Annotated in this window: 9 protein-coding genes; 4 read left to right on the top strand and 5 right to left on the bottom strand. The window is 73.1% G+C overall.

The genetic code is table 11. From position 1 onward, the window contains the following. Positions 1-199: 199 nt before the first annotated feature. From ACZ52R_RS02045 to ACZ52R_RS02035, 3 genes are all read right to left on the bottom strand, one after another. Positions 200-730 carry a DUF2617 family protein gene (locus ACZ52R_RS02045; RefSeq protein ID WP_465615341.1) on the bottom strand — a complete coding sequence of 177 codons (531 nt, stop codon included), beginning with the start codon at positions 728-730 and terminating at the stop codon, positions 200-202. Positions 731-1,231: 501 nt separating this feature from the next. Continuing rightward, entirely contained in the window at positions 1,232-2,392 is a 1,161-nt protein-coding gene (locus tag ACZ52R_RS02040) for a pyridoxal phosphate-dependent aminotransferase (RefSeq protein ID WP_465752511.1), read from the bottom strand. Positions 2,393-2,618: 226 nt separating this feature from the next. Beyond that, complete coding sequence (locus ACZ52R_RS02035; RefSeq protein WP_465661552.1) at positions 2,619-3,176, bottom strand: type III secretion system chaperone family protein; 558 nt, start codon at positions 3,174-3,176, stop codon at positions 2,619-2,621. Between the two features lie 379 nt (positions 3,177-3,555). Between ACZ52R_RS02035 and ACZ52R_RS02030 the strand changes: the two genes are divergently transcribed. Next, positions 3,556-3,840 (top strand): helix-turn-helix domain-containing protein, encoded by a 285-nt coding sequence (locus ACZ52R_RS02030; protein ID WP_360496663.1) that lies wholly within the window; start codon positions 3,556-3,558, stop codon positions 3,838-3,840. A 139-nt stretch (positions 3,841-3,979) separates the two neighbouring features. Here the strand turns inward: ACZ52R_RS02030 and clpB are convergent, their stop codons facing one another. Together clpB and ACZ52R_RS02020 are read right to left on the bottom strand one after the other, a co-directional pair. Beyond that, positions 3,980-6,601, bottom strand: a complete 2,622-nt coding sequence (clpB, locus tag ACZ52R_RS02025) for an ATP-dependent chaperone ClpB (RefSeq protein WP_465752509.1) — start codon at positions 6,599-6,601, stop codon at positions 3,980-3,982. A gap of 100 nt (positions 6,602-6,701) precedes the next feature. After that, complete coding sequence (locus ACZ52R_RS02020; RefSeq protein ID WP_360496657.1) at positions 6,702-7,631, bottom strand: LysR family transcriptional regulator; 930 nt, start codon at positions 7,629-7,631, stop codon at positions 6,702-6,704. A gap of 71 nt (positions 7,632-7,702) precedes the next feature. Here ACZ52R_RS02020 and ACZ52R_RS02015 point away from each other — a divergent pair, with 71 nt between their 5' ends. The 3 genes from ACZ52R_RS02015 to ACZ52R_RS02005 all read left to right on the top strand — a co-directional run bounded on the left by ACZ52R_RS02015 (position 7,703) and on the right by ACZ52R_RS02005 (position 11,522). Then, positions 7,703-8,815, top strand: a complete 1,113-nt coding sequence (locus tag ACZ52R_RS02015) for a TDT family transporter (RefSeq protein WP_465752507.1) — start codon at positions 7,703-7,705, stop codon at positions 8,813-8,815. 789 nt (positions 8,816-9,604) lie between these two features. Continuing rightward, on the top strand, positions 9,605-10,600 hold the full coding sequence (locus tag ACZ52R_RS02010) for a LuxR C-terminal-related transcriptional regulator (protein WP_465615331.1): 996 nt from the start codon (positions 9,605-9,607) through the stop codon (positions 10,598-10,600). Continuing rightward, positions 10,590-11,522 carry a LuxR C-terminal-related transcriptional regulator gene (locus ACZ52R_RS02005; RefSeq protein WP_465752505.1) on the top strand — a complete coding sequence of 311 codons (933 nt, stop codon included), beginning with the start codon at positions 10,590-10,592 and terminating at the stop codon, positions 11,520-11,522. Before ACZ52R_RS02010 ends, ACZ52R_RS02005 begins: the two co-directional genes overlap by 11 nt. Positions 11,523-12,003 lie beyond the last annotated feature (481 nt).

The following is a 12,003-nucleotide window of genomic DNA, read 5'->3' as shown; positions in this document are numbered from 1 at the left end:
GTCCACTCGCGGGCGTGCGGGCGGACCGGCCGGATGGTTGATCACGAACAAACGCTAGGGGACGTGCGGGACGGATAGCTGCGCCCATCCGACGGACAGTGAGCGACGTCGGATTGACGAATCGTTCCTGCGTACGATTCGGAGGCCTTCGTTCTGCGGCGTATGTCCGGATCGGTGCTTCCGTCCTGGCCTTCGGTGGTCATGGCCCCGACACCACGAGCGAGGAGCGGGTGCACACCAGCTGCCCCTCCTGCGGGTAGGCGTGCCAGGTCCGCCAGAGCAGGCGGTCCGTGCCGCCCTGGGTGACCAGTGCGGTGAAGGCGCTGGGGTCGCCCGGGAAGACCCCGGCGAGGCCCCGCGGGTGGCCTTCGACGAGGGTGAGCAGTTCCTGGGCGCGGGCGGCGAAGTCGTGCGGCGGCAGCGCCTCGATCCGGGCGGCGAACTCGTACTCCCAGCCGCCGACCTGTTTGGCCACCCGGGCCGGCAGCGGGGTGCGGCGGCCGGGCAGGCAGGCGACGGTCTCCAGGCACCGGCCGGGACCGGCGTCGATCACCACTTGGTGCGAGGCGCCCAGCAGCCGCAGCTGGAGGGTGCCGGTCGTGCCCGGACGGCCGCCTCCGGAGAGTCTCAGGTCGCGGACCGCGAGAGCGGGCAGCGGGTCGCCGCCGAGGCACCAGGCGAGGTCACCGGCGCGGGTGTCCGTGTAGGAGGTCTGCAGTGTGGTGAGCATGCTCGGCTCCGCGTTTCAGCTCCGTGCGCGCCCGCCGAGCAGCAGCGAGTAGGCCTAGGCGATCGCGAGGCTGTTCGTGGCTGTGCGGCCCTGGGCGCGGCCGACCGTGGAAGGAAGGATTCCGGCTGGAGATTCAGCAGCAGAGAAGCACGAATACGCCGGGTCCGCCGGTGATTTACCCAACTTTGTCAAGCATTCACCGTTTCGAGCACACCTGCTTCCCGGCTCTGATCGACCCGGTGTGCGAGTTTGCACAGCGCGCGCCCCTACCACCGGGTCGTGCGCCGTGCGCGCCGGGTGTGCGCCGCCCGCGCGCATCACGCGCCGCCGCCCTCCCTGCACGGGGCGGAGAGGGCGGCGGAGGTGTGCCGGAAAGGCCGTCGGATGTGCCTCGTTGGCAGTAAACGGGCAAGCCGACCAAGCAAGTTGATGGCGCCTCAGAACTGTTGTCGGGGTGGGACCGCTCCTGTTCGAAGGGCGCGAAAGGGGGCGCGCGGGCCCTCAGAGGCGCTGCAGACGGGTCACGGCCTCCTGGAGGACATCGTCCTTTTTGCAGAAAGTGAAGCGGACCAGGCTACGGCCGGCGTCGACGTTGTCGTAGAACACGGCGTTCGGGATGGCGACGACCCCGCAGCGCTCGGGCAGGGCGCGGCAGAACTCGACGCCGTCCTTCTCTCCGAGTGGGGTGATGTCGGTGGTGACGAAGTACGTGCCCTCGGGGCTGAAGGCCCGGAAGCCGGCCGCCGCCAGGCCGTCGACCAGCAGGTCCCGCTTGCGCCGCAGGTCGGCGCGGAGGGTGTCGAAGTAGCTGTCGGGCAGCCGCAGCGCCTCGGCGACGGCGTACTGGAAGGGTCCGGCGCTCACGTAGGTGAGGTACTGCTTGGCGGTGCGCACGGCCGCGACCAGGGCCGGGCTCGCGGTGACCCAGCCGACCTTCCAGCCGGTGAAGGAGAAGGTCTTGCCGGCGGACGAGATGGTGACGGTGCGTTCGCGCATGCCGGGGAGGGCGGCGATCGGGTGGTGGGTGGCGCCGAAGACCAGGTGCTCGTACACCTCGTCCGTGACCACCAGCAGGTCGTGCTCGACGGCGAGTTCGGCGATGCCGCGCAGCTCGTCGGCGGTGAGGACGGTGCCGGTGGGGTTGTGCGGGGTGTTGATCAGCAGCAGCCGGGTGCGCGGGGTGATCAGGGCGCGCAGCTCGTCCAGGTCCGGGCGGAAGTCCGGGGCCCGGAGGGTGAGCGGGATGCGGACGGCGCCGGCCATCGCGATGCAGGCGGCGTAGGAGTCGTAGAAGGGCTCGAGGGCGATCACCTCGTCGCCCGGCTCCAGCAGGGCCAGCAGGGCGGCGGCGATGGCCTCGGTGGCACCGGCGGTGACCAGCACCTCGGTGTCCGGGTCGTACGACAGGCCGTGGAAGCGCTGCTGGTGCTCGGCGATGGCGGTGCGCAGCTCGGGGACGCCGGGCCCGGGCGGGTACTGGTTGCCCCGGCCCTCGCGCAGCGCCCGCACGGCCGCTTCGCGGACCTCCTCGGGCCCGTCGGTGTCCGGGAATCCCTGCCCGAGGTTGATCGAGCCGGTTGCCGTGGCCAGGGCCGACATCTCGGCGAAGATCGTCGTGCCCATCCCGGCCAGTCGGCGGTTCAACAGCGGCCTCGTACCCATCAGCGGCTCCTCACGGCTCGTAGTGACGGCCATCCTCTGACGGCCGGCGAGCAATGGAAAGCACGCGCACCCGCCGAGCCCGCCCGGCCCGAGGAGAGGCGGCCGTCCTGGGACAGCCGGGGGCCGGGGACAGGAACGGCCCGCCACCGACGCGAGCGTGGTGGCGGGCCGTACCGGACGGTGCCGGGGTGTGCCCGGCGGTGCCGGGCGGGGTGCCGGGGCGGGATCAGGCCTCGTCGGTGCCCTCGGGGGCCTCGCCGTCCTCGCCCTCGATCTCGTTCTGCAGGCCCAGGCGCTCGACGATCCACTGCTCGAAGCCGACCGCGGCCTGGGTCCAGTTGGCGGTGGTGCTCACGAAGTAGTCCAGGTTGACGCCGGTGCCGACGATCATCTGGGCCTCGCCGATCAGGCGGACCACGCCGTCCTCGTGGGTGTGGGTGTACACCTTGGGCCAGAGGGTCTCGCGGTTCCACTCGTCGATCAGGTCGAGGATCTCGCCCTTCTTCTCCAGCGGGTACGCACGGTCGTAGAACGCGCGCACCGCGAAGAGCTCCTTCTGCTCGCCGCGGAACATGTAGTAGACGCGGAAGCCCTCCCAGGGGGCGGTGAGGTCGCCCTCCTCGTCCACGACGTGCTTGAGCTGCATCTGGTCGAGCAGCTGGGCGACCAGGCTCTGGTCCGGGACGATGATCGGCGGCGGACCGGCCGGGCCGCCGCCCTGGCCGCCGGGCTGGCCGCCCTGGGGCGCGCCGAACGACGGGATGGACGACGGGTCGATGCTCATGGGGGTCCTCTTCCTCAGTGCACGTGGTGGCCGGCAATGAGAGGCCGCCCTTTCCACCTCCCATCCTGCCTCATTCGGGGCCTCGCTCACAGGGGCACCCGGAGGCGCGTCGATCTTCGTTCCGGCGCTGTTCGGGGGTGCTCGCACGGGGCTCGCACGGGGCTCGCACGGGGCTCTCGACGGGTGTCGGTCACGGAGGGTGTCCGGGGGTGGGAGGGGGCCGCGTGACGGGGTCTTGAGTGAGCCACGTCACGCGCCCGGCGCACGGGTTCGCCTGCCGTGCGGGCCGGATGCGGTTAGCGTGCGACGGAACTCACTTCACGCAAAGCCCGTCCCGCACGGGCAAGTTGAGCTGTTCTGAGTTGAGGGGGGAACAAACATGGACGGAACGGTGACGGGGGAGGGCGCATCGCTCGGTGCGCTGCTGCGGACCATCCGGCTGGACCGGGGGATGACGCAGGAGCAACTGGGTGACGCGACGGGGTTGAGCGTGCGGTCGATCCGCGACCTGGAGCGGGGCGTCTCCTGCCCGCGCGTCTCGACGTTACGGCTGCTGACCCAGACCTGGGACCTGCCGGAGGCCCAGGTGGCCGAGCTGCACCGGCTGGCGCGCAGCTGGCGGGACCGGTCGAGGCGGCGGCAGCGCCGGGGCGCGGCCGACTGACCCTACGGGGGCCCTACGGGGGCCCTACGGGGCTCTACGGGGCCCGCTGACCGTACGGGCGCGGTCGACCGAACGCAGCGGCGCGGGCCGCCCTCCTTCCACACGGAAGGAAAAGCGGCCCGCGCACGGCACTGCTTCACTACTTCTCCAGCGGCCCCCGGCCGCGGACGGTGAGGCGGTCGCCCTCCTCGTCCCGTTCGACCAGGACGGTGTCCCCGTCGTGCACCGCGCCGGACAGGATCGCCCGGGCCAGCTGGTCGCCGATCGCGGACTGCACCAGCCGGCGCAGCGGGCGGGCGCCGTACGCCGGGTCGTAGCCGGTGAGCGCCAGCCAGTCGCGGGCGGCCTCGGAGACCTCCAGGGTGAGCCGCCGCTCGTTCAGCCGCTCGCCGAGGCGGGCCAGCTGCAGGTCGACGATCCGGCTCAGCTCGCCGGTGCCCAGCGGCTCGAAGACCACGATGTCGTCCAGCCGGTTGAGGAACTCCGGCTTGAACGCGGCCCGGACGGCGCCCAGCACCAGCTCCCGCTTCTCCGTGTCCGGGGTGGTCGGGTCGACCAGGAACTGGGACCCCAGGTTGGAGGTGAGGATCAGGATGGCGTTGCGGAAGTCCACCGTGCGGCCCTGGCCGTCGGTGAGCCGCCCGTCGTCGAGCACCTGGAGCAGGACGTCGAAGACCTCCGGGTGCGCCTTCTCGACCTCGTCCAGCAGGACGACGCTGTACGGGCGGCGGCGGACCGCCTCGGTGAGCTGGCCGCCCTCCTCGTAGCCGACGTACCCGGGCGGGGCGCCGACCAGGCGGGAGACCGAGTGCTTCTCGCCGTACTCGCTCATGTCGATCCGGACCATCGCCCGCTCGTCGTCGAACAGGAAGTCGGCCAGGGCCTTGGCGAGTTCGGTCTTGCCGACCCCGGTCGGGCCGAGGAAGAGGAAGGATCCGGTCGGGCGGTCCGGGTCGGCGATGCCGGACCGGGTGCGGCGCACCGCGTCCGAGACGGCCTGCACGGCCTCCGCCTGGCCGATCAGGCGCCTGCCCAACTCCTCCTCCATGCGCAGGAGTTTGGCGCTCTCTCCCTCCAGCAGGCGGCCGGCCGGGATGCCAGTCCAGGAGGCGACCACATCGGCCACGTCGTCCGGGCCGACCTCCTCCTTGACCATCGGGGCGGAGGCCGCCCCGGGCTCGTGGTCCGCCGTCGCCGCGCGCTCCTGGGCGTCGGTGAGCTCCTTCTCGGCGGCCGGGATCTCGGCGTACATCAGCTTGGACGCCCGCTCGAAGTCCCCGTCGCGCTGGGCGCGTTCGAGCGCGCCGTGCAGGTCGTCCAGCCGCTCCTTGAGCTCGCCGACCCGGTTGAGGCTCTTCTTCTCCTGCTCCCAGCGTGCCGTGAGCACGCTCAACTGCTCGTTCTTGTCGGCGAGATCGCGCCGCAGCCGGGCCAGTCGGTCGACCGAGGCCGGGTCCGACTCCTTCTCCAGGGCCAGCTCCTCCATGCGCAACCGGTCGACGGAGCGCTGGAGTTCGTCGATCTCGACCGGGGAGGAGTCGATCTCCATCCGCAGCCGGGAGGCCGCCTCGTCGACCAGGTCGATCGCCTTGTCGGGCAGGAAGCGGGAGGTGATGTAGCGGTTGGACAGGGTGGCCGCGGCGACCAGGGCGGCGTCCGAGATCTGCACCTTGTGGTGCGCCTCGTACCGGCCCTTGAGGCCGCGCAGGATGGCGATCGAGTCCTCGACGCTGGGCTCGCCGACCAGCACCTGCTGGAATCGGCGCTCCAGGGCCGGGTCCTTCTCGATCCGCTCGCGGTACTCGTCCAGCGTGGTGGCGCCGACCATCCGCAGCTCGCCGCGGGCCAGCATCGGCTTGAGCATGTTGCCCGCGTCCATTGCGGAGTCGCCGCCGGCGCCCGCGCCGACCATGGTGTGCAGCTCGTCGATGAAGGTGACGACCCGGCCGTCGGAGGCCTTGATGTCGTTCAGGACGGCCTTCAGCCGCTCCTCGAACTCGCCGCGGTACTTGGCGCCCGCGACCATCGCGCTGAGGTCCAGCGCGACCAGCCGCTTGCCGCGCAGCGACTCCGGCACGTCGCCGGCCACGATGCGCTGGGCCAGGCCCTCGACCACGGCGGTCTTGCCGACGCCCGGCTCGCCGATCAGCACCGGGTTGTTCTTGGTCCGGCGGGAGAGCACCTGGACGACCCGGCGGATCTCGTGGTCGCGGCCGATCACCGGGTCGAGCTTGCCGTCCCGGGCGGCCTGGGTGAGGTCGGTGCCGTACTTCTCCAGGGCCTTGTAGGTGCCCTCCGGGTCCGGTGAGGTGACCCGGCTGCTGCCGCGGACGTCCTTGAAGACGGCGAGCAGGGCCTTCGGCGTCGCGCCCTGGTGCGCCAGCAGCTCGGCGACCGGCCCGCCCTCGGCGGCCAGGCCGACCATCAGGTGCTCGGTGGAGACGTACTGGTCGTCCAGGTCGTCCGCGCGCTTGCCGGCCTCGGTGAGCACCGCCAGGGTGTCCCGGGCGAGCTGCGGCGCGGCGACCGTCGAGCCCATCGCGCTGGGCAGCGCGGCCGATTGGCGGCGCGCCTCGGCGCCGACCCGGGCGACGTCGGCCCCGACCGCCTCCAGCAGGGGCCGGGCGATGCCCTCGGGCTGCTCCAGCAGGGCGATCAGGATGTGCACCGGCTTGACGTCCGGGTTGCCGGCCGCGCCCGCCTGCCGGATCGCGGCGGACAGGGCGTCCTGCGTCTTGGTGGTGAACTTGCTGGCGTCCACTGCTGGGGGGTCCTCCCTCGTCGTCGGTTCACTACTGCTGGCTACAGCATGCACTAAGTTGAGTCTATTCCGCTCAACCTTTGGTTCAATCCCCTCGCGCTCAACTTCTGGCTGAACGCTTGGGGGCGTTCCTCCGGGTCAGCACCAGCAGCTCCCGGGCCGGGCCGCTCGGCCGCTGACCGGCCGGCCACACCGCGCGCAGCGGCCGCCGCAGATCCAGGCCCTCCGCCAGCGGCACCTCGACCAGCCGCCGGGTCGCCAACTCCTCCACCACCGCCAGCTCGCTCAGGCAGACCGGCCCCGCCCCGGTCATCGCCGCCGCCTTCAGCGCGGTGGACGAGGCCAGTTCGAGGCGGGGCTGCGCGGCGCCCCCGAACGGCCGCAGCGCCATCTCCAGCACCTCCCGGGTGCCCGAGCCGGGCTCGCGCAGCACCAGCGGGGTGGCCGCCAGCTCGGGCCCGGTCAGCGGGGCGCGGCGGCGCGCCCACGGGTGGCCGGGCGCCACCACGACCACCAGCCGGTCCGCCGCCACCACCGCGCCGGCCAGCCCGGGCGGGGTGGCCGGGCCCTCGACGAAGCCCAGGTCGGCGTGCCCGGCCAGGACGTGCCCGGCGACCTCCGCCGAGTTCGCCGTCCGCAGCGTCACCGCGGTGCCGGGACTGGTCTCGTAGAGCCCCAGCAGCCAGCCCGGCATCAGGTACTCGGCGACGGTCAGACTGGCCACCACCCGCAGCTTGGCGTCCCGGCGCTCGCGCAGCGCGTCGATCCCGGCGTCCAGCGCCTGCGCCGCCTCCACCACCTGCCGGGCCCACTCGACCACCAGCCGGCCCGCCTCGGTCGGCTTGCTGCCCCGGGGCGAGCGGTCCAGCAGCGGAACGCCGATCTGCCGCTCCATGCCCTTGATCCGGGCGCTGGCGGTCGGCTGGCTGACACCCAGCTCGGCCGCCGCCCGTCCGACGCTGCCCAGCCGGGCGACCGCGAGCAGCAGTTCCAGGGCGCCGAGTTCGGGGACGTGCGGGGAGAGGGCCATAGATCCAGGCTATGCCCCCATAGGATCCTCGGCGCTACCGGTGGCCCGCCTTCGGACCGATGGTGGGGAGCATGTCCACCTTGGCCGAGCTCCGCCCCCTCACCCGCCCCGCCGTCCGCCGCTCCCGGTACGACCTCTCCCAGCTCGGCCCCAACTGGTACGCCGCCGTGATGGGCACCGCGATCCTCGGCAACGGCGCCGCCGCCCTGCCCGTACGACTGCCCGGGCTGGTCGGCTTCGGCGAGGTGATGTGGGCGCTCGGCCTGGCCGCCCTGCTGGTGCTGGGCTCGGCCCGGCTGGTCCACCTCACCCGGCACCGCGAGGCCGCCCGCGCCCACCTGCTGGAGCAACCGGCCGTCGCCGTCTTCTACGGCTGCCCGCCGATGGCCCTGCTCTCGGTCGGCCTCGGGACGATGACGGTCGGCTCGCGGGTCATCGGCACCGGCCCGGCCGTCGTCGTGGACGCCGTGCTGTGGGGCGTCGGCACCCTGTACGCGCTGGCCGTGGCCGGCGGCATCCCGTACCTGATGATCACCCGGCACCCGGTCTCCGTGCTGGAGTCCAACCCCACCTGGCTGCTGCCGGTGGTCGCGCCGCTCGTCGCCTCCGCCTGCGGCCCGGTGCTGATCCCGCACCTGCCGGCCGGGACGCCGCAGCAGGCCATGCTGTACGCCTGCTGCGGACTGTTCGGGGTCGGGCTGCTGGCCACCCTCGTGCTGCTGCCGGTGGTGTTCGCCGGGCTGCTCCACAGCAAGCTGCCCACCCTGGCGCTCACCCCCTCGCTGTTCCTGGTGCTCGGCCCGCTCGGCCAGTCCGTCACCGCCGTCCACCAGCTCTCCGACGCCGCCCGCCCGGTGCTGCCCGCCCTGGCGCCCGCCATGCTCGACCTCGCCGAGCTGTACGGCGTCGCGGTGATCGGGGTCGCCATGCTCTGGCTGGCCGTCGCGCTCGCCGCCAACCTGCGTGCCCGCCGGGCCGGGATGCCCTTCGCGATGACCTGGTGGGCGTACACCTTCCCGATCGGCACCTGCGTCACCGGCGCCTCCGCGCTCGCCCGGCACACCGGCTTCGGGGGCTTCACCGCGCTGGCCGCCGGGCTGTACCTGCTGCTGGCGGTCGCCTGGGTGCTCGCGGCGGGTGGCACGGCGGCCGGGCTCGCGCGCGGGCGGCTGCTGGCGCGCTGAGGCGGGCGGGCGGACCGTGGGTGCGCCGAGGTGTACGGGCGGACCGCGCCGGGGATCTCGCCGGTGACAGCGGGGCGGCCGACGCCGCCCCGCTGTCACCGCGCGTAGACACGCAGCTCAGGACCATGCCGCCGTTGCAGGAACGCGCACCCGCAGCCTGACCGGAGACAGCCAACCGGCGGTACCGCCGGGCGCCGCCCGCGCCCCCTGCTGGCCTCGGCCTTTACCGGAATCCGCCCCGCCGCCTCCCTCCTCGCCCCCGCCCCGCAGTGCAGGTAACTGCAATTGCGCGAACATGCACTCGGGCGGCACTTGTTCACCGGCCGTCACACTGTGAGGGTGGAGACACGCCAAGTCGCCCGGGCAACCGCAGCCCGACGGTGGCGACTTGCTCTTCGGAACTGACCGCAGGCGCACCATTCCCGCGCCGGTGGAACGGGGGGGAAGAGCGCCGGCCGGGGACCATGTGTGGTGATGGCCCCCGGACCCGGAGCCGTCGAGGCGTTGCTGCTCCGCCTCGACGGAATCGCCGTGGCATTGGCGTGCAGACGGCGGGCCCCGATGTCCCGGTGTGCGACGGCACCCGGGCCCGGGTGCCCGCCGTTCCGACCGCGGTACCGCGACCGCCCGAGCGCGGACCGCCGGACCGCATGATCGCGTCGGACCGCGTGATCACGCCGGACCGGCACCCGGTACCGTGAGCCCGCCCGGCACCCGGTACCCGCGGTTCGCGCGGCGGTGGAGCGCGGGCAGCACCAGGGGAGACACGTCCGGCAGGGAGAGTGCGACGTGACGGCGGAACCGGCGGTCGCGCCGCACCAGGCAGGACCCGTGGGCGAGGAACCCGACGAGGCCGCCCGACAGCTGTACCTGGCGATCATCGCCGAGGGCGGCCGCATCCCCTGCGGAGCGGTCGCGGACGCCGACCGGGGCGCCCTCCAACAGCTCATCGACATCGGCCTGCTGATGGTCAACCCGATGGACCGCTGCTACACCGCCGTCAGCCCCCGCTCGGTCAGCGACCGCCTCGGCTCCGAACTCCGCAGCGAGGCCACCCGGTTGCTGGTCCGCGCCGAAAACCTCCCGGGCGCCCTGGACGGCCTCACCCGCGCCTACGACGCGATGCCCCGCCCCTCCGGCCGGGCCGGCGGAGCCGTCCACGTCGAAGGGCACGTCCACATCCGCCAGCGGATCTCCCAACTGGTCTCCGACTGCCGCTCCGAAGTCCTCACCGCCCAGCCCGGCCACCGGCCCGCCGACACCCTGCAGGTCGCCCTCCGCCAGGACGTCCAGCTCCTCCAACGCGGCTGCTCACTGCGCACCATCTACCAGCCGATCGCCCTCGCCGAACCGCCCGCCCTCGCCTACGCCGAGGAAGTCACCCGGCACGGCTCCCTCATCCGCGTCCTCGACGAACCCTTCCAGCGGCTCATCGTCTTCGACCGGACCGTCGCCGTGATCTCCGCCAGCGACGACAACAGCACCGCCGCCTTCATCAGCGACCCCGCCACCATCACCTTCCTCGTCGGCACCTTCGAACGCGACTGGGCCCGCGCCGACAGCGCCGAAGCCACCGCCGCCCTCGGCCAAGGACCCGCCCGCACCATCCCCGACCGGGTCGGCCGCCTCCTGGCCCGCGGCCTCACCCAGCGCGCCGTCGCCACCCGCCTCGGCCTCAGCGAACGCACCGTCGCCGGCCACATCTCCCGCCTCCGCGACCGCCACGGCGCCCAAACCCTCTTCCAGCTCGGCTGGCTGATGAGAGGCGCCCGCGATGACCGATGAACCCGGCCCGGCCGAGCAGGCCCTCTACCTCAACGCCGTCCGCTGCGGCGGCCGACTGCGCCCCGAACGCCTCGCCCCCGCCGACCGCCCCGCCTTCGCCGCCCTCGTCGCCCGCGGCCTCCTCACCACCACCGCCACCGGCTGGACCGCCGCCAACCCGCGCGCCCTCGGCGACCGCCTCGGCGCCGAACTGCGCACCCGCGCCACCCGCCTGCTCCAGCACGCCGAACGGCTCCCGGACGCCCTCGCCCCGCTCACCCTCGCCTACGACGCCGTCCGCCGCCCGGACGGACCCGGCGGCGACCCCGTCCACATCGACGGCAACGCCGACATCCGCCAGCGCATCTCCGAACTCATCTCGGAATGCCAGGAAGAAGTCCTCGCCGCCCAACCCGGCCCCCGCCCCGTCGAGGGCCTCCGAACGGCCCTCGCCCAGGACCTCTCCCTGCTCCGCCGCGGCTGCTCACTGCGCACCATCTACCAGCCGGCCACCCTCACCGACCACACCGTCCAACGCCAGATCGCCCTCCGCACCCGCCAGGGCGCCCGGGTCCGGCTGCTCGCCGAACCGTACGAACGGCTGCTCGTCTTCGACCGCAAAGCAGCCGTCATCCGCGCCGCCGAGGACCGCAGCCGCGCCACCTTCCTCACCGACCCCGCCGTCGTGGCCCACCTGGTCGCCCATTTCGAACGCGACTGGGCCCGTGCCACCCCCGCCGACCGCCACCTCGAACCCCCGCACCCCACCACCGTCCGCATCGGCCGCCTCCTCGCCCGCGGGCTCACGCAGCGGGCGATCGCCAGCCGGATGGGGCTGAGCGAGCGGACGGTGGCCGGTCACATCGCGCGCCTACGGGAGTCGTACGACACGGAGACGCTGTTCCAGCTGGGCTGGCAGATGAGGGGAGCCCGTGATGCCTGAGCCCGATCCGCCCGACGCCGCCGCCCGTGAGCTCTACCAGGAGATCCTCAGGGAAGGTGGGCGGATCCGCGTCAGCGACATCCGGCCCGAGGACGAACCGGCGGTCAAGCAGCTTGTCGACCTCGGCCTCCTGGTCCTTCGGATCGCCGACAGCGCCTACAGCGCGGTGAATCCCGACCCGCGAACCGTCGAATACGCGATGCGGTCGACGCGGGTCGGTGCCCCGATCCGGCTGCTGGAGGGCCCCTTCACCAAGACGCTCGTCTTCGATCGGGCCGTCGCGCTGATCCCGGCCACCGCCGATCACACGGTGGCCGCTGTGGTGGAGGATCCCGCGATGGTCGCCTACCTGGTCGACGTCTTCGAGCGGCAGTGGGAGCAGGCCCAGGTGGTGGACCGGCAGACGCTCGCGGACGGATCCGCCGGGCCCACGGCGTTCGAGCAGGTGGGCCGGCTGCTTGCCCGCGGGCTCACGCAGCGG

The organism is Kitasatospora sp. NPDC034023 (genome assembly GCF_055575795.1).
Note: the sequence above shows the minus strand (reverse complement) of the source record. Positions and strands in the feature narration are given on the sequence as shown.